The sequence below is a fragment of the Allochromatium vinosum DSM 180 genome, assembly GCF_000025485.1.
In the GTDB taxonomy this organism is placed as follows: domain Bacteria; phylum Pseudomonadota; class Gammaproteobacteria; order Chromatiales; family Chromatiaceae; genus Thermochromatium; species Thermochromatium vinosum.
Map to the genome: position 1 here is coordinate 253,647 of NC_013851.1, position 20,259 is coordinate 273,905.

Sequence of the window (20,259 nt, forward strand, 5' to 3'; positions counted from 1 at the left end):
GCGACATCTGTATGTAGCCCTCTCCGGCCACGGTTTCGGCCACTTAGCCCAGGTCGCGCCCGTCGTCAATGCTTGGCAGTGTCGTCACCCGGCGCGACGCCTGACCATCCAAACCGCTCTGCCTGAAACTGTGGTCCGCGCCCGCATCCCCGGTGTCTCATGCATAGTCATTGGCGAAGCCGATTTCGGCCTACGTATGGCCGATGCCCTCACCGTGCAGATCGACGCCAGCCTCGCCGCCTATCGCACTTTTCACACTGATTGGGAACGCCATCTGACCTGGCAGATCGGCCTGCTGCGCGAAGCAACCCCCGACCTGATCTTGGCGGATATCCCCTATCTCACCCTGGCGGCTGCCGCTCGACTTGACATTCCTGCGGTCGCGTTGTGCTCCCTGAACTGGGCTGACGTACTGGCTGCCTACGCGCCCGAATCCCCTGACCTGGATCGCCTGTGCGCACCCATGTTGGACGCCTACAACAGCGCGGCGGTCTTTCTCTGCCCCGAACCCTCGATGCCCATGCCCACGCTGCGCAACGTCCACCCGATCGGCCCCATCGGCGTGCTGGGCCGTTCGCAACGCCCCTTGATCGACCACCGACTGGGACTGCGCGACGACGAGACTCTGGTCCTGATCGGACTAAGCGGTATGGAAATGCGCCTGTCACTCACCCACTGGCCACGACTGCCGGGCGTGCACTGGTTGACACCGCCTGGAACCGACGCTCAGCGCGACGATGTGCATGACTGGACCATCCTCGGTGCACGCCCCATGGTCGACCTGATTGCCTCCTGCGATGCCTTCTTGACCAAACCTGGGTATGGAGCCTTTGTCGAAGCCGCCTGTCATGGCACACCCGTACTCTATGTCGAACGCGACGACTGGCCGGAAGAACCAGGCTTGAGCCGTTGGCTGCATACACACGGCCGCGCCCAGCGTCTCAGTCGCGAGCAGTTTGCCCAAGGTAACCTGGGAGTGCCGTTGCGTGAACTGTTGGTGCTACCGGCTTGTGAGTCAGCGGCACCGACAGGTATTGCCGAGGCGGTTACATGGTTAGAACGCTTGATGAGATGATGATGGATTACGTTCTGCATTTTACGAACGTAAAATCGCTCGATTATGATGCTGATCCGTATCCGCGCTTATGCGTATCTGTTGCGTCCCGCGTGATAATGTGCCGCGCAATCTGCTCGGGAGCGTGATACCGGAATGAAAAGCTTTATTGAAATGATCAGGCAGGGTTGTTTGAAATGAAAAAAACAGAAAATAAATATGATTTGCATTTTCTGCATGTAGGAAAAACTGGCGGAACAGCTATTAAATCAGCTTTGAGTGATTATCTGGTTTTGTCTCGCTATAGCTTGCTTTTGCACTCGCATGAAACTTCGGTTAAAGATGTTCCTGAGAATAGTAAATTTATGTTTTTCTTGAGGGATCCTATTTCTCGATTTGTTAGTGGCTTTTATAGCCGAAAAAGAAAAGGGCAGCCGCGCTATTTTTCTGATTGGCGTCCGGGCGAAAAAGAAGCATTTGAGTTGTTTCAGACGCCAAACGATCTGGCAAATGCTCTCGCTGGAGGCGCTTTGCAGGATGCGGCACTGAAAGCCATGCATTCTATTACGCACCTCAGAAAATATAAGCATTGGTATGTGACGCTGGATTATTTTGAAACGCGATTGGCAGATGTGTTTTATATCGGATTTCAAGAAACGATGGATAGTGATTTTTCCAAGCTTAAAGTGCTTTTGGATTTGCCCGATTCGTTGCAACTTCCAAATGATGATGTTGGTGCCCATCGAAATCCTCAAAATCTTGACAAGAGCTTGACTCCAAAAGCTGTTGCTGCATTAACCGATTGGTATGCTGAGGACTATGTTTTTTTCTCTAGATGTAAAGATTTCAAAACCTCGAATAATGGTCGAGGTTGAGTGATTGATGCAAACATCCAGGTACGCGCGTTGGCGTACCTGGATGCTCAATGTCAAGCGATGATGAGGACGGTATCGAAGGTCACCGGGTGGGTGTCCTGACCTAAGATGGCGAAGGCCACGGCGCTGCCGGGTTGGCTGCCATCGGCATCGTAGTAGAGGGTGCCGCTGAAGTTGTTGTAGAAGAGGTTGGCGTTCTGGCCGACCCGTTCTCCCTCGTGCCCGGTGAAGGCGGTGAAGACGGCACTGGAGAGGGCGATGACATCCTCGGCATGGTTGAAGTCGGTGATGACATCGATGTTGCTGATAGTCGGTACGGTGTCGAAGACGAAGGTGTCGACACCGGTCCCGCCGGTAAGGATATCGGTGCCGGAGCCGCCGCCGAGCCAATCGTTGCCGGCGCCGCCGTCGAGCCAGTCGTCGCCTTCCTGGCCGCTGAGGGTGTCGTCACCCTCGCCACCCGCCAGGCGGTTGGCCGCCGTGTTGCCGGTGAGGGTGTCGGCGTAGGCGCTGCCGGTCAGCTGCTCGATGCTGATCAGGGTGTCGGTACCGCTGTAGGTGCTGATCCACTGCGGGCCGCTCTGGCGCAGGTCCACTCGCACCGCGTCGCTCGATTCGCTGTAGTCGGCGCGGTCCTCACCGGCCCCGCCGTCGAGCACGTCGTCGCCAGACGGGTTGCCGGCAAACACGTCGTTGCCGTCTCCGCCCTCCTGGCGGTCGTTGCCAAAGCCGCCGCCGAGCCAGTCGTCACCGTCGCCGCCGAGTACGGTGTCGGTCCCCGGTCCGCCCGTGAGGCGGTCGTTGCCGGCCCCGCCGTCGAGCCAGTCGTCGCCTTCCTGGCCGCTGAGGGTGTCGTCACCCTCGCCACCCGCCAGGCGGTTGGCCGCCGTGTTGCCGGTGAGGGTGTCGGCGTAGGCGCTGCCGGTCAGCTGCTCGATGCTGATCAGGGTGTCGGTACCGCTGGCGGTGCTGATCCACTGCGGGCCGCTCTGGCGCAGGTCCACTCGCACCGCGTCGCTCGATTCGCTGTAGTCGGCGCGGTCCTCACCGGCCCCGCCGTCGAGCACGTCGTCGCCAGACGGGTTGCCGGCAAACACGTCGTTGCCGGCACCGCCCTCCTGGCGGTCGTTGCCAAAGCCGCCGCCGAGCCAGTCGTCACCGTCGCCGCCGAGTACGGTGTCGGTCCCCGGTCCGCCCGTGAGGCGGTCGTTGCCGGCCCCGCCGTCGAGCCAGTCGTCGCCTTCCTGGCCGCTGAGGGTGTCGTCACCCTCGCCACCCGCCAGGCGGTTGGCCGCCGTGTTGCCGGTGAGGGTGTCGGCGTAGGCGCTGCCGGTCAGCTGCTCGATGCTGATCAGGGTGTCGGTACCGCTGGCGGTGCTGATCCACTGCGGGCCGCTCTGGCGCAGGTCCACTCGCACCGCGTCGCTCGATTCGCTGTAGTCGGCGCGGTCCTCACCGGCCCCGCCGTCGAGCACGTCGTCGCCAGACGGGTTGCCGGCAAACACGTCGTTGCCGTCTCCGCCCTCCTGGCGGTCGTTGCCAAAGCCGCCGCCGAGCCAGTCGTCACCGTCGCCGCCGAGTACGGTGTCGGTCCCCGGTCCGCCCGTGAGGCGGTCGTTGCCGGCCCCGCCGTCGAGCACGTCGTCGCCATACTGGCCGTTGAGGCTGTCGTCACCGTCCTGCCCATAGAGCCGGTCATCGCCTGCACCCCCCTGGACGGTGTCGTTGCCCCCGAGCGCCTCGATCACCTGGGCGATGGGGTTGGCGCGACCATCGTAGGTGTCTGGACCCTCGGTCAGGCGGAAGCTGTCGCGTACGTTGGTGATCGCCTGCCCGGCGCTGGCCACGGTGTTGGTGAAGCCGGCATCGTCGGTGTAGCTGACCTGGACCCGTACCTGTCTGCCGCCGAGGGTGTCGTCGAGCGCGTGGCTGGCGCCGGTGGCCCCGGACAGGTCGCTCCAGCTGGTGCCGCCATTGGCGCTGACCTGCCATTGATAGGCGTAGCTGGCGCCGGTGAGGCCATCGAGGTCGCCCAGGGCGCTGGTGTTGGCCGTCAGTGTCTGCAACTCCGCTGGCGTGCCGTCGAGGGTGACGCTCCCCGTGGGGGCGTCGTTGACGCCGATGAAGTTGATGGTGGTGGTGGCCCCTACGCCCACCAGGGCGCCCGTCCCGGCGTCGGTCGGGGTGACGGTGACGGTGGCCGTGCCCGCCGGGGCCTCGGAGGTGTTTGTGTAGCGCACTCCGCGCAGTGCCAGCTGGTAGTAGCTGACGTCCTTGGGGCCATCAAACTCCAGCGTCCAGGCGTTGGTCTGGGTGGTGGTGATGCCAAGCCCGGCGAGGGTGCTGATCAGGCTTGCAGCAATGCCGAGCGATTCGGTGGTGCCGCCCGTGGGAGCGCCGTCGCGCAGCGTCACGGTCAGGTGCGCGATGTTGCCGTCCTGGTCGGTGATGGTGCTGTCGGCGGTGGCGATGGCGAGTGCGCCCTGGCCTTCGGTGTAGCTGACGCTGTGGTGGCGACCCGCTCCACCGGGGCCGTTGAGGTCGATCACCGGCGTCCAGGGGGTCTGGATGGTGGTCACGGCACTGGCACTGCGCGCCTGACCCGGCTCGGTGACGGCGCTGTCGGTGACGCTGATCGTCACCTGCCGGTCTCCCGCCGTCGCCGAGGGGTTGCTGTTGAGATAGCGCACGCTCTGCAACAGGGTCGCGTACTCGGCGTGCGTGCCCGCGCCGCTGATCGTCAGTGTCTCGGTCCCGTTGCCACTGATCGTCAAGGTGCCCAGGCTGCCGGCGTAGCTCTCGCCCAAGCTGGACGACAGGGTTTCGAAGCCAGCATCCCGAATGCCGGCGAGGGTGAGCGTGGCGCCGCTCAGGGTGTCGCCGGTGTCGACGTCGGCGATGACCAGATCGTCATCGACCACGGCCACCGCATCACCACGCGGACGGAAGATGGCGGTGAAGCCCGTGCCGGAGCCGTCGTCATCCAGGTCCAGGGTCGGGGCGTCATTGACGTCCGTGACCTCAATGCTCGCGCGGGCGCCATCCAGAGAGAAGGCACTGGTTCCACCGCGCGTCGTGCTCACGTCAGCGGTCGTTCCGGCACTGCCCGCCGACTGATCCCAGGCATAGTAGTCGAAGCTGGCCGTGGTGCCGTTGTCGCCATCCGGCAGGAAGCGGACTTCATCCGTGGCTTTGAGCAATAGCGCTGCACCTTCGGAAACCACCGGGAAAGCCGTCCAAGTACCACCGTCGATACGATATTGCCAGGTGCCGCCGCCAGGGCCGGCATTCGAGGCATCATAAATAGCCACGCCCGAGAGCGCACCGGGATCGACATCATTGGCACCACCGAGCAGGTCCGAGACCGTCTGGCCGGTGTTACCGAGCGCATTTTCATCCATGGTTGTCAGCGCGATAGCCTCTCCATCGAGTACCGACGCATCATTGACCGCCAAGACATCGAAAGTCAGGGTGTTGGCCGACAGTGCCAGATCAATGCCTCCATTGGCCGTGCCACCATCGTCCTGAACCCTGAACGCAAAGCTTGCATAGCCGCTTGCTTTAGGTGCAGCGATCGCGTCGCCGATTGGACTGAAGACGAATCGACCGGCCGCGATGTCGCTAGCACTGATGAATTGATCGAGTGCCACGGGCGCGCCATCGAGCGTCAGACTGCCTGTTCCCGCATCCGGCAGACGGGTGATCTGGACAAAAGCCAAATCATCGGGCGGGATGTCGTTGACATCACTGAATCCAAAGTCGGCCGTCTGGAAGGTATAGATGGCATTTTCGGCGATCTCAATGGTCTGATCCGCGCCCGTGGGAACGTCATTGACCTGAGTCAGGGTAATGGTGGTCGTGGCATTGACACTGTCATAGCCATCGTCATCGACGGCACTGACCGTCACCGTGCGCAGTCCACTACTGTCGGTCGCGGCGGCCTCGTTGATGTATTTCACGCCACGCAGAAAATGTTGGAATGTGGTGGCATCGCGATCGGGTGAGCCGCTAAGGCTAGAGAAGGTGATCTCGTGTGTTCCATTGCCCGTTATCTGGAGTCCATAGGACGGCAGCAAGGCGAGCTGATTGGCATCGAGATACAGATACTCTGCCGCACCGTTGAGCGGATTGTTGAGCGTCAAGGTTACGCTGTCGAGGTTGCCGTCCTGGTCGGTGATGGTTGCCGTGGGGTTGGCGATCGGAACACCCGCCGAGCCTTCGGTATAGCCAATGCTGAAGTCGCGATTCTCGGACGTGTCGCTACTGCCATTGAGGTCGATGACCGGCACCCAGGGAACGGCCACTGTGGTGATGGAGGTTGTGGTAAGCGGGTTGCCGGGTTCAGTAAGCGCGCCATCGGTCACGCTGATGGTGACCGTACGATCGCCGGTGATGGGGCTGGGATTGGCGTTGTCGTAGGTAACAGTCTTGAGCGCGGCAACGTAATCGCCTTGAGTGCCGGTACCGCTGATAGTTAGCTCGGTGTTGTCGCTGTTGGCCACGATGTTCAGTATCGCGCCGGATGGGGCATTGAACGCGCCGAGCGGAGCGCTGAGTGTTTCGTAAATGGTACCGAATAGGTTGTCCAACGCACCAGCCGTGAGTGCAACCGTGGCCGATACGATGGTATCGGGTAGATCGACATCGGTTATGGTCATGTCGGAAGCAACTACGGCCACCTCGACGCCGCGCGGCTTGAAGAGCGCTTGGTAGCCAGTGCCAACCGCCGTGCCATTCAGATCGAGGATGGGCGCGTCATTGAGCGGCGTGATCGTGATACGTGCGCTATCGCTGGCGGTCGAGTAATTGGTCGTACCGCCGCGCACCGCCACATCAGCGTAAGTACCCTGCTGATCGGCTACTCCAGCAACGAGTCCATCCCAGAGGTAATAATCGATGCCGGCTTCGGTGGCATTATCCTCATCGGGCACGAAGCGGATCTTGTCACTCGATCGCAATAGCAGTGCTGTGTCACCGCCATTGATTTGCCCTGTGTCGATCGGGATCCAGCTCGCCCCATCATCCGTGGAGAACTCCCAGACACCGCCCAGGCCGAGCGCAGGGCCGGCGTTCGTCAGCCCATAGATCGCGATGCCATGGTCCCAGGCTTCGTCGTCGGCCGACGCCTGAGTGGTGAAATCCACATCTGTGACCACGCTCTGGCCGGTTACACCGGCGGGATTGGTTCCATCGACCGCACGCACCAGATCCGAGATACGATGGCCGGGGCTGTCGATCGTATCCTCATCGATCGTCGTCAGCGTTGGTTGGCTTTCCACCGCGTTTGTGAGGACTGGGGCATCATTGACCGGTGTGACCGCCAGGGTCAGGGTGTTTGGCGTTGGATCGAGATCCACTCCGCTATTGTCGACGCCACCGTCATCACGGACCTGGAATGTGAAGCTGGTGTAGTCATCGCCCGGCGTGCTGGCGTTGTTCTCATCCGTCGTCGGTACGAAGGCGAGCTTGCCGGCGGTGATGTCCGACACACTGATCTCGTCTCCGGCCTCGACATCCACGCCATCGAGCTGAAGCTTGCCGTTGGCGGGCAGGGTCGTGAGCACGACCGAGAGCAGGATATGAGCGCTACTGCCACCGGAGACTTCGTCAGGGGTATCCGTGAAGCCGAAATCAGCCGCACTGAAGATGTAAGGGGTGTCTTCCAGAGTCACGCGGTGCGCGTCAGCGCCGTCCGGTGCGTCGTTGACCGCCGTGATGTCGACCTGGATCGTTCCGCGTGAAACATCACCACCGCCATCGTTGGTCAGGAATTCAATGGAGGCCGCGCCCGTTCCGTTGACATCCAGCACGCTGCTATAGAGGATCCGCTCGGGTGTTTGCAGCCAGGGACCAAGGCTGGATAGCGCTCCAGTGAGTGTCAGGGTGCCGGTGCCCGAGCCAGTGACCGTCACACCTTCACCGCTCGTGGCTGACAGCGAACCGGCGCTGGTGATGAATGTAACGGTGATGTTCTGATCCGGGCTGTCGACATCCGTGATGGAGAAGGCCGGGGGCAGGTACGCGGGCACATCCTCCAGCATCTCGAAACGCTCGGGCAGACTGCTCACCGTCAGCGCGTCGTCCGCGCCTTGGATGGTGACTCGCAGAACGGCGGTATCGGAAAATCCCGCGCCGTCCGTAACCGTGTAGTTGAAGGCATCGGTCAGCGAGTCGCTCGTATTGAGTGACTCGACGAAGTAGTTGGATTGGTTGACTTCATAGATGTAGTCACCATTCGCTTTGACGCGCAGGGTTCCGTATTGTCCGGCCACGCTGTAGAGGTATTCACCGCTATCAGTCGTGCCAACGGCTCCCGACCCCTCACTCTCGCCACGTCGAATCGCCGTTAGAGTTTTGGTGTCACCGCTGTTTGCATCGGTATCGTTCTGGAACAGATTGCCGGTCGGGTTGGTTCCAGGCGTTGCGTTGGCGACGCCACTGGCCTCGATGGCGGTGGCTGCATCATCGCCGGCGACAGGCGGCATGGCGCCCAGTGTCACGGCTGTGCTCCGTGTTCCAGTCACGGTTTCCGGCGTGCCCTCGTCGTCGGTATAGCTGACCTCGACCGTGATGTACTTGTTGCCATCGGCGTTGGTGAGTGTATAGGCACTGAGGTTGCCAACGACCGTGGTCTTGGCTCCCTCGCTGTCGCCGCGATACCAGGTATAGGTCGGTGTCGCTCTGGTCAACCCGTTACCATCGCTGATGGTGGCGGTCAGGATCTGGCCAGGTGCCAACGAACCTGCAATCGTGACCGAGCCGGGCAGGTTGAAGGTTGGGATGGTCAGTGCGTTGGAGACGGGCGATTCGGCATAGCCGCCGCCGTCTGTATAGAAAGCCTGAGCGCGGATCTGTTGGCTGGATACGCTCTGAGTGACTGTGAACGTGGCGGCCGTGGCGCCCGCGATATCGCTCCAGGTGCTGCCATCGGCGCTGACCTGCCACTGGTAGTTCACCGTGCCAGGAACGCCATCGGCATCGGTTGGCACCGGAGCGCTCAGGATATCGCCGAGTTGGATGTTGCCGCCGTTGTTGTCACTGGGGGTGGCGAGCGTGCCGGGTGTATTGACTGCGGTGGCGCCATCGGCGGCCGCCGCCAGATCCAGGATGAAGCTGGTGGATGTGCTGGCGCCGCCTGGATCTGTACCCGTGACACGTAGATTCAGATAGGGCGTGCCGGCGGGCGGGTTGCCGTTGAAGACGCCGGTGTTACCGTCGAAGCTGAGCCAAGTGGGCAGTGTGCTCGTCCAACCGCCCGCCCCATCGCTGACCTCGGCACCATAGGTGAGACCGGCTGTAGTCGGTGTTCCGTCCGCATTACCATCCGGATCACTGAAGAGGGTGCCGACATTCAGGCTCCAGCCGGCCGTGCCGTTGTGGCTCTGATCCTCCAGGTGGGTTGTGACCACCGGGGCATCGTTGGGATCGGCGATGGTTAGCGTGAAGGTCTGTACGGCGCTCGAGGGGGCGCCGGTGGTGTCGTTGGCGGTGACCTTGAGGTTCAGTGAGCCGGCGGCGCCCGCCGGGGGATTGCCGCTGAAGGTGGCGGTGTCTCCATCGAAGTGGAGCCAGGACGGCAAGGGGTCATCATTGTCCAGGGTCGCGCTGTAGCTCAGTGAACTGCCGTCACTGTCTCCATCGGCATACGAGAAAGCATCGGCTGGGATCTGAAAACTGTGCTCGCCCGCGCCGGTCCAGGTTTCTTCGGGAATGGCGGCTCCAGCCGAGACGCCGGCATCCGTGGTGCTGAGTGTGAGTGGAACCACGGCCGTCGCGGCGCCGCCCGAGATGGCATCGTGAGCGATGATGGTGATCACACCAGGCGGTAAGGAGGAGCCATCGCCCGAGAAGATGCGCGTGCCGCTGTCGAAGGACAGAGCCTGACTGTCAACGAGCGGGGTGCCATCCAATTCTGCCGAATACGTGAGAGCGTTGTTCTCGGGATCGGCGAAGGTCGTGAGTGGAACCTGATAACTCCAGCCGGCGCCATCCGCGAGTTTGGCGAGAATGAGTGTACCGCCGCCATCGGTGTTGTAGCTGCCGGTGAAATCAGTGTCTTGCGGATCAGTTTGATCACCCTGGTTGAGCGAGGTATAGACGACCTTGCTCGGATCAGAGCCATCGAGCGCCACGCTCCAGTTCGAGGTATTGCCGGCATCGACGACAGCTTGAGCGACTTGCTCGGCTGTGAGGGCCGTGCCAGCGGTCGCTGTCACGTCGTCGAAAATCAAGGTGGAACCGCTGAGACCAGTCCCATAAGTGACTTCGAAGATTTCAGGTTGGCCGCTACTGCCGTCGACGGTGCCCGAAATCGAGGGCGGGAGTAGTGCCAAGTCCTTATAGGTGCCGCTGAAATCGTCGAGCGAGATGTCGAGTTGATCCCCATTATTGATATGTGTAAATCTGACTTCGGTCTCGCTGACCTTTGTGACGCTCCAGTTTGCAAAACCGCTTTCACTATCTGCTGTCACAAAAAGATCGGCGATCGTACCGCCTGTGGTTAACACATCGGCCGAAATAGTGACCGTAGTACCGTCAAAGGTCAGCGTCCGCTCGGTACCGTCGTTATTGACCAAATTGAGCACGAAGCTCTCGGGAGAGCCAGTAATACCGTCCTGAACCTTGCTGATTGCAGGGGAACCGGCATAGGTACCAGCGCCGACTAGATCGTTGTAGGTCGAATCGGTTACGTCGCCGTCGCTCTTGGCGGTGAAGATGACAGTCTCTGGGCTGCCGCCCTTGAGTGCCACGGTGTAATTGGTCGTATCACCGGCGCTGACAACGGCCGAGGCCACCTGCGCACCGGTCTGGCCGGTGCCCAACGGAATCGTCTGGCCATCAAAGCTGAGTTCCGAGCCACCCAGCGCCGAGCTGAATTCGACGCTGAACTGCTCGGGGATGTCCGCCACCACCACGGGGGCGATGGGATTGGCGACATAGGGCGGTTGATTACCGACATTGCTCAGATCGAGCTGAAAGACATCGCTGGCTGTCACGCCATCAGAATCCGTGGCCGTGACCTTGATGTAATAGGTACCGTCGGTGGTGGGATCGCCACTGAAGGTGCGCGATGACGGATCGAATGACAGGCCCGGAATCTGGTTCGCGAGTACGCCGTCGTTGAGTAGCGTATTTCCGCTCGCGTCGCTCACGACCTCCACGCTATACGTCAGCCCCAACCCTTCCGCATCGCTGAAGGTATCGGCGGGTACCTGAAAGCTCCAGCTTCCTGAGCCACTGAAGCTCTGGTCACTGATCTCCGCATCGAGTATGGGCGCGTCATTGGTGCCGGTGAGCGTGATGGTCAGCGTCTGGGTCGTGGACGCTCCATCCTGATCAGTCACCCGGAACTCGAAGCTCTCGGTGACGCTCGCCCCCTGGGCCAGGGCATTGATGGCAACGAAGTTGGTGGGCGTATAGGTCCAGTTGCTGGTGCTGGTGTCTAGCGTGAGGGTGCCATAGAAACCATCCTTGGTGACGGTGCCAACACTGCTCGTGCCACCGCGAATACCGAACTGGATGCCAGAGGTGCCGTCCTCGATGTCGTTGGCGGTGAGCGTGCCGCTGAGTGCGCCACTGTCGATTTCGACCTTGCTGGAAGCAACTGCATCGTCCCAGTTCACTGTCTCGGTCAGGGTCGCCGCACCTTGAGAGCTGGTAAAGGTCGGCGGGTCGTTTACAGGCGCGACCGCGACCGAAACGGTTGCGGTATTAGTCGATTGCCCATCATTATTATCGATGACACGAATGGTCAGCGCGCCTGGAGTGCCGTTGTAGTTGGCGGTTGGAACGAATTGGAGCTTATAGGTAGACAGCAACGTCGTGCCGTTGGTGACATCAGACCAGCTTGCGCCATTGTCCACTGAATAACGCCACACCCCTTCACCAGCGGTCGCGGCATTGCTGACGATATAGATGCCCTTGAAGCTGGCGCCGGTATCGACATCGCTGAAGCGTGCACCAAACAGATTGGCGACCGTAGTCCCAGGATTGAGCGCGTTGGTGTTACCCGCATCCTCCAAGATGCCGGGCATGACCGCATCGCCTGTGACGCTCGGCAAGTCGTTGACGCCACTGAAGGAAACGGTCAGGGTCTTGCTGCTGCTCAGGCTGCCGTCCGAGACCGAGACTGTGAAGTTGTGGCTGGCCGTGGCGCCGGCCGCCAGGGTGTTGATGGCGGCCGCGTTCGGTGTGAAGGTGAAACTGCCGTTGGTCGCGACGCTCAGGGCGCCATAGGTTTGAGTGCCGCCGCCGGAGAAACTGAGCGTGCCAGTCGGCGTGCTGTCGGTCGCCGTGAGTGTGCCGGTGAGATTCGAGAACGACGTATCGTTTGTGGAGGTGTCGACGACGGTACCGATGTTGCTGTAGCTATCGGTAAACGTGGGTGCGGTCGGAGTGGGAACCGGATTGCTGCCGATATCTTCCGGCTGGGGCGGTGGCGCGCTGGGGTTATTGGTGCCGATATAGATGGAGTAGGTTCCACGATAGCCCGGTGAATAAGTGGTCGCGCGGATTTCGTCGCCGGGTTGGTAGACCCAGGTAACGAAGGCGTCGTAACTGCGTTCACCGTCGCCGCGGTCATCGTCTTGGGTCACGATGCTTCCGCCTCGGGCCACTTGTAGGTAGTCATCTACCGTCGACGAGTTGCCCATGTAGACATAGACGGTCGTGCCCGCCTCGACGCCATTGAGAATGTACCTGTCCCATTTATTACCCGCACGCAGCGGGTTCTCTGGGTCGCTATCGGTGATCTCGCCGTCGTATTTGGTCTGGAAGGTATAGCTCCCCCATGTATAGGGAGCCGAGGCCAGACCTGATGGAAGCTGCGAGTCAGTACCAAGCACGGTGTCGTACGCAGGGATCGCTAGGGTGACACTTTCAATGGGACCGGTTTGAAATTCCAATGTCCAATCAGCACCGAGCACACTGGTGCCGGTAAAATTCTCCGACGCCGCCACATCCGCCCCAGTCAGTTCGGCCAGTCGCGCGACGAAGGCCGCACCGCTTTCGCCCTCAGCGACGTTACAGCCATAGAGCAGGATGTCGCCGTCCTCGCTTAGATGTTCGCCGAGCGTGACCAGATCTTCGGCGCGCTCATCGAGCACCGCGCCATCGAGCACCAGATTCCCAAGATCCACCCGCCCCGAGTCGCCATGGCTGACGACATGGATGGCGTTCAATCCCGAGCGTCCTTCCAGCGCAGCCAGGATCTGGGCCAGCCCGTCCGTCTCGGGATCGAGCAGATGCACCTCCGCCTCGGTGGGCAGACCGGCAAGTAGGGTATCGAGATCGCTCAGATCACCGGCGATGAAATAAAGGTTAGCGGAGGTAGCAGACGGATTGGCCATGGGATCTCACCAAAATCGAGTTTTGATCGAATGCGGCAAATATCCAGGTACGCGCGTTGGCGTACCTGGATGCTCAATGTCAAGCGATGATGAGGACGGTATCGAAGGTCACCGGGTGGGTGTCCTGACCTAAGATGGCGAAGGCCACGGCGCTGCCGGGTTGGCTGCCATCGGCATCGTAGTAGAGGGTGCCGCTGAAGTTGTTGTAGAAGAGGTTGGCGTTCTGGCCGACCCGTTCTCCCTCGTGCCCGGTGAAGGCGGTGAAGACGGCACTGGAGAGGGCGATGACATCCTCGGCATGGTTGAAGTCGGTGATGACATCGATGTTGCTGATAGTCGGTACGGTGTCGAAGACGAAGGTGTCGACACCGGTCCCGCCGGTAAGGATATCGGTGCCGGAGCCGCCGCCGAGCCAATCGTTGCCGGCGCCGCCGTCGAGCCAGTCGTCGCCTTCCTGGCCGCTGAGGATGTCGTCACCCTCGCCACCCGCCAGGCGGTTGGCCGCCGTGTTGCCGGTGAGGGTGTCGGCGTAGGCGCTACCGGTCAGCTGCTCGATGCTGATCAGGGTGTCGGTACCGCTGTAGGTGCTGATCCACTGCGGGCCGCTCTGGCGCAGGTCCACTCGCACCGCGTCGCTCGATTCGCTGTAGTCGGCGCGGTCCTCACCGGCCCCGCCGTCGAGCACGTCGTCGCCAGACGGGTTGCCGGCAAACACGTCGTTGCCGGCACCGCCCTCCTGGCGGTCGTTGCCAAAGCCGCCGCCGAGCCAGTCGTCACCGTCGCCGCCGAGTACGGTGTCGGTCCCCGGTCCGCCCGTGAGGCGGTCGTTGCCGGCCCCGCCGTCGAGCCAGTCGTCGCCTTCCTGGCCGCTGAGGGTGTCGTCACCCTCGCCACCCGCCAGGCGGTTGGCCGCCGTGTTGCCGGTGAGGGTGTCGGCGTAGGCGCTGCCGGTCAGCTGCTCGATGCTGATCAGGGTGTCGGTACCGCTGGCGGTGCTGATCCACTGCGGGCCGCTCTGGCGCAGGTCCACTCGCACCGCGTCGCTCGATTCGCTGTAGTCGGCGCGGTCCTCACCGGCCCCGCCGTCGAGCACGTCGTCGCCAGACGGGTTGCCGGCAAACACGTCGTTGCCGTCTCCGCCCTCCTGGCGGTCGTTGCCAAAGCCGCCGCCGAGCCAGTCGTCACCGTCGCCGCCGAGTACGGTGTCGGTCCCCGGTCCGCCCGTGAGGCGGTCGTTGCCGGCCCCGCCGTCGAGCACGTCGTCGCCATACTGGCCGTTGAGGCTGTCGTCACCGTCCTGCCCATAGAGCCGGTCATCGCCTGCACCCCCCTGGACGGTGTCGTTGCCCCCGAGCGCCTCGATCACCTGGGCGATGGGGTTGGCGCGACCATCGTAGGTGTCTGGACCCTCGGTCAGGCGGAAGCTGTCGCGTACGTTGGTGATCGCCTGCCCGGCGCTGGCCACGGTGTTGGTGAAGCCGGCATCGTCGGTGTAGCTGACCTGGACCCGTACCTGTCTGCCGCCGAGGGTGTCGTCGAGCGCGTGGCTGGCGCCGGTGGCCCCGGACAGGTCGCTCCAGCTGGTGCCGCCATTGGCGCTGACCTGCCATTGATAGGCGTAGCTGGCGCCGGTGAGGCCATCGAGGTCGCCCAGGGCGCTGGTGTTGGCCGTCAGTGTCTGCAACTCCGCTGGCGTGCCGTCGAGGGTGACGCTCCCCGTGGGGGCGTCGTTGACGCCGATGAAGTTGATGGTGGTGGTGGCCCCTACGCCCACCAGGGCGCCCGTCCCGGCGTCGGTCGGGGTGACGGTGACGGTGGCCGTGCCCGCCGGGGCCTCGGAGGTGTTTGTGTAGCGCACTCCGCGCAGTGCCAGCTGGTAGTAGCTGACGTCCTTGGGGCCATCAAACTCCAGCGTCCAGGCGTTGGTCTGGGTGGTGGTGATGCCAAGCCCGGCGAGGGTGCTGATCAGGCTTGCAGCAATGCCGAGCGATTCGGTGGTGCCGCCCGTGGGAGCGCCGTCGCGCAGCGTCACGGTCAGGTGCGCGATGTTGCCGTCCTGGTCGGTGATGGTGCTGTCGGCGGTGGCGATGGCGAGTGCGCCCTGGCCTTCGGTGTAGCTGACGCTGTGGTGGCGACCCGCTCCACCGGGGCCGTTGAGGTCGATCACCGGCGTCCAGGGGGTCTGGATGGTGGTCACGGCACTGGCACTGCGCGCCTGACCCGGCTCGGTGACGGCGCTGTCGGTGACGCTGATCGTCACCTGCCGGTCTCCCGCCGTCGCCGAGGGGTTGCTGTTGAGATAGCGCACGCTCTGCAACAGGGTCGCGTACTCGGCGTGCGTGCCCGCGCCGCTGATCGTCAGTGTCTCGGTCCCGTTGCCACTGATCGTCAAGGTGCCCAGGCTGCCGGCGTAGCTCTCGCCCAAGCTGGATGACAGGGTTTCCTGAAGAATGAAGTCGTTGTCGCGATCACCGGCGGTGATCGTAACCGTCGCGCCGCTCAGGGTGTCGCCGGTATCGACGTCGGCGATGACCAGATCGTCATCGACCACGGCCACCGCATCACCACGCGGACGGAAGATGGCGGTGAAGCCCGTGCCGGAGCCGTCGTCATCCAGGTCCAGGGTCGGGGCGTCATTGACGTCCGTGACCTCAATGCTCGCGCGGGCGCCATCCAGAGAGAAGGCACTGGTTCCACCGCGCGTCGTGCTCACGTCAGCGGTCGTTCCGGCACTGCCCGCCGACTGATCCCAGGCATAGTAGTCGAAGCTGGCCGTGGTGCCGTTTTGAGCGTCAGGGACGAAGCGCACGCTGTCGGTGTCTTTCAACAACAGGGCGCCGCTCTCAGAGACCGCACCAAAGGCGATCCAGGTACTGCTGCCGGCGAGCTGATATTGCCAGGTGCCGACGCCAGGACCGGCGTTGCTGGTCGCATGGATGGCGATACCTTGCAGGTTGACTGGGTCGACGTCGCTGATGCCGGGGATCAGCGACGAGACCAGGTGGCCGGTGTTGCTGGTCGCATCTTCGTCGATGGTCGTCAGATTGGAACCGGAACCGCTGAGCACCGGGGCATCGTTGACCGGATCGACGTCGATCGTGATGGTGTTCGCGCTCGCATCGAGGTCGACACCACCGTTGGCGGTACCACCATTGTCCTGGACCTGGAAGGTGAAGCTGGCATAGTCGTTGCCGCTCCCCTCGCTGACAGGCGTGTAGACGAGTTCGCCGGCCGCAATATCGGCGGCACTGACGAACTGCCCGGCGCTGACCGCGTTGCCGGCGAGCGTGAGACTGCCCAGCGCCGGCAGACTGGTAATCTTGACGGCGAGCAGGCTGTTCGGCGGGAGGTCGTTGGAATCCGTGAAGCCGAAGTCGGCTTGGGAGAAGGTGTGAGCGCTGTCCTCGTTAATGGTCAGCGTCTTGTCGGCACCCGCCGGAGCGTCGTTGATCGGCGCCATCGTGATGGTGGCGGTAGCGGCGAGACTGTCATTGCCATCATTGTCCGTGGCATTGACGACAACGATGCGGTGCGCGCTGGTATCGGTATCCTCGGCGGTGTTGAGGTATTTCACGCCGCGCAGATAGTACTGGAAGATGGTGGCGTCGCCGCTGCCGGTGAAGGTGAGTTCATGTGTTCCGTTGCCCGTCAGCGTGATGCCGTCGCCCGCGAGATTAGCCTCCTGGGTCGGGTCGAGATAGAGATACTCCTCTGCACCGTTGAGTGGATTGGTGAGCGTGAGCGTCAGGCTGACGATGTTGCCATCCTGGTCGGTGATGGTGGCCGTGGGATTGGCGATGACCAGACCAGGGTCATCCTCGGTGTAGGCGACCGTGTAGTCGCGATTGGTCGAGTCGTCGCTGGAGCCGTTGAGGTCGACGACCGGCACCCACTGGACCTTGACTGTGGTATCGGCGGTGGCCACTTCGCCGCTGTCGTCGGTGAGGGTGACAGTCAGGGTGCGATCGCCGTTGAAGGGGCTGGTATTGGCGTTGTTGTAGAAGATGGTTTGCAGCGCTGACTGGTAGTCGGCCAATGTCCCTGCGCCGCTGATGATGACTTCTGGGGTGCCGTTGCCGGTGATGGTCAGGGTCGCGCCCGACGGGGCGCTGAAACTGGTGATGGTTGCGCTTCCGGCCCCAGCGGCGCGCGCGCTCAGCGTTTCGTAGTCGGTGCCAAAGAGGTTGTCAAAGGCTCCGCCGGTGATGGCGACCCGGGCTTCGGTCATCATGGAGCCGTCCGGATCCGTGATGGTGATGTCGCTGTCGACGACCGCCACCTCGGTGCCGCGCGCCTTGAAGGTGGTTTGGTAGTCGTTGCCCGTGGCGCTGCTGGAATCGTCGGCATCCAGATCGAGCGTGGGTGGGTCGACGACGTCGGTGACCATGATGCTCGTGCTATCGCCGTTCAGCGAGAAGGGGGTGTCGCCGCCACGGCTGGTGACATCGGCTGTGCTGCCGGCGCTACCGCTCGCTTGGTCCCAGGCGTAATAACTGAAGCTGGCGGTGGTGCCGTTCAGAGTATCCGGTACGAAGCGCACCTTGTCGGTGTCCTTCAGCAGCAGGGCGCTGGTTTCGGAGACCGTGCCAAAGGGCGTCCAAGAACCGCTATCGACTTGGTATTGCCAAACACCGCTGCCGGTTCCCGTGATGGCTGTGGCATAGATTGCCACGCCCTGTTCGATCGAGGCGGTTCCAGCGTTCGCCGGGTCGGGATCCGTGATGGTCGCCAGGAGGCTGGCGATGGTCTGGCCGGTGTTGCCGGTGTCATCCTCGGTGATCGAGGTCAAATCTTGGCCGGTGCCTGGGGTGAGTACAGGGGCATCATTGGACGCTGTGATCGAGGTGCCGAGCGTGACGGCGGAGGCCGAGACCGCCGAGGTTTCGGCCGCGCTGTCGTCGCTGGTGACATCGAAGGTCGCGCGCGAGGCGCCGTTGGTATAGCTGCCGCCGAAGGTACTGTCGACCGCGTGAACAGAGAGCGCGCCTGGGGTACCGCTATAGTCGGGCGCCGGCACGAATCTTAGCAGCGAGGCGGCGCTCAGCAGCAGGCCGTTGCTTGCGGAGACTGAGCCGACCGCCTGCCAACCGGAGCCGCCATCGGTGGAGTATTCCCAAGTTCCTTCGCTCGGGGCGCTGGCGTCGCCGACCACGACGATGCCGCCCAGTGTATCGGCTGGAACATAGTCTTCGTCTGGATCGGAATAGAGTGCATCGAATAGATCCGAGACCGTGCTGCCCGTGGGATTTCCAGTATCCTCAGCGATGGTGCTTAGAGTTGCGGGACTGGTGAAGCTGGGGGCGTCATTGATCTGCCCCGTCACGGTGATGGTGCTTGTTGCTGTGCCGACATTCGCCGAGCCATCCTCGACAGATATTGTGAGGGTGCGCGTTAAAGGCAGAGAGACAAAGTCATCTGCTGTATTTTCATAAGTGATTTTTTGAGCGATGGCGCTGATATCAAAGTCATCGATAGATCCTGGAGGATTAGCTTGCGTGACCGTAACAGCATCGATGAGAAGCTCGCCGCCAAGAGCTTTACCGCCGGTAAAGTCATAGGAACCCGCGACAAACACAAATCGGTAAACGCCTTCTTGTCCAGCGCTAATCACGATCGTCTCGGTTGCTCCGCTCGTGCCTCCGGTCTCTGAGTTGCCTGTCTCATCGAGGATCGTGATAGTGTTTCCGGTATTGACATCGATGAGATAACCATAGGCGTCATAAGCATCACCGCCGGCTAGGGCTTTCCACCAAAAGGAGACCGAATCACCCTGCTGGAGTGAGACCGTGCCGTTGCTATAGACATAAGGGCCGCGGATGACACCATAGCTTTGGTTGATCGAGGACGAGCCAGTGTTTAAGCGAACTTCATAATTGGAATTTGAATCATGGTCAGCAACATAGGCTGACTGATTAAAAGTGCCGCCTGTTGTGTTATCACCAATGGAGCCGTTATTTGTCGGATAGGTGGTATCGATAGGTGTTGATTGGCCAGCGATTTGATAGACACCATCAAGCCTAACCCGCTCGCCACTACGCCCTTCATTGAGCTGCGTTGTCCAGCCGGTGATGGCTGTAGAGTTTAGCGCATCATCCTGGAAATCACCGTTTTCGAAGACGTTGGAAAAATTGATTCGCAGTGGCTGTCCATTCTGCCCGTTCAGTGTCGCATCGACGCTGCCAATGATCTCATGGCCGCTTCCTGTGCCGCGATAGACTGTGGTTCCAACAATAGAAATCTCGCCATCCACATCAGATGGCGTAGCATCCGTTTGAAGCGCAAGACGTTCACCCGAGGCTGCGCTTGTAATCTCAAACTGCAGATAACCACCGGAATAATCCGTACCGCCAGCGAAGGCGATATCACCGTTGTCGAGAGCAACAATTCCATCACCTTCCGTATAATTTGAGTAATCGTCGAGATTCGAAATCGTGATGGCGGCCATCAATGCATCATAGTTGGGCGATGTTAGAGGTGTCGTGTTAACGACGCCGACTGTCGTTTCCAACTCCCAATCCCCGCCCAGCGCCGCCGCGCCGGTCACATCCACCGAGGCCGCCACGTCCGCCCCCGTCAGCTCGGCCAGCCGCGCGACGAAGGCGGCGCCGGTCTCGCCCTCAGCCACATTACAGCCATAGAGCAGGATGTCTCCGTCTTCACCAAGGTGCTGGCCAAGCACGGCGAGATCCTCGGCCCGTGTCTCGAGCATCGCGCCATCAAGGTTCAGGCTGCCGAGATCCACCCGTCCCGAAGCGCCGTGGGTGACGACATGGATGGCACTCAGTCCGGCGCGTCCCTCCAGCGTCGCCAGGATCTGCGCCAGTCCGTCCACCTCTGGATCGAGCAGATGCACATCCGCCTCTGGCGGCAGACTCGTGAGCAGGGTGTCGAGATCGCTCAGATCGCTAGCGATAAAATAGAGGGCGCTGGACAGGGCGGCGACATTGGTGGTCATGACGATCCTCAGGATACGATGGGGTGT

4 protein-coding genes are annotated in these 20,259 nt (G+C 61.8%); 2 read left to right on the forward strand and 2 right to left on the reverse strand.

Features of this window, described 5'->3' with window-relative positions; translation table 11 throughout:
- Nucleotides 1-196: 196 nt before the first annotated feature.
- Together ALVIN_RS01145 and ALVIN_RS16845 are read left to right on the forward strand one after the other, a co-directional pair.
- The gene (locus ALVIN_RS01145; RefSeq protein WP_050750261.1) at nucleotides 197-1,075 is read left to right on the forward strand and encodes a hypothetical protein; all 879 of its coding nucleotides are present in this window, start codon (nucleotides 197-199) and stop codon (nucleotides 1,073-1,075) included.
- A gap of 176 nt (nucleotides 1,076-1,251) precedes the next feature.
- Nucleotides 1,252-1,929, forward strand: a complete 678-nt coding sequence (locus ALVIN_RS16845; RefSeq protein ID WP_012969472.1) for a sulfotransferase family 2 domain-containing protein — start codon at nucleotides 1,252-1,254, stop codon at nucleotides 1,927-1,929.
- Nucleotides 1,930-1,982: 53 nt separating this feature from the next.
- On the opposite strand, the gene ALVIN_RS01155 is transcribed toward ALVIN_RS16845, so the two are convergent.
- Together ALVIN_RS01155 and ALVIN_RS16410 are read right to left on the reverse strand one after the other, a co-directional pair.
- Nucleotides 1,983-13,277, reverse strand: coding sequence for a DUF4347 domain-containing protein (locus ALVIN_RS01155; protein WP_012969473.1), 11,295 nt, complete (start codon nucleotides 13,275-13,277; stop codon nucleotides 1,983-1,985).
- 79 nt (nucleotides 13,278-13,356) lie between these two features.
- On the reverse strand, nucleotides 13,357-20,232 hold the full coding sequence (locus ALVIN_RS16410) for a DUF4347 domain-containing protein (RefSeq protein WP_012969474.1): 6,876 nt from the start codon (nucleotides 20,230-20,232) through the stop codon (nucleotides 13,357-13,359).
- Nucleotides 20,233-20,259: the final 27 nt, after the last annotated feature.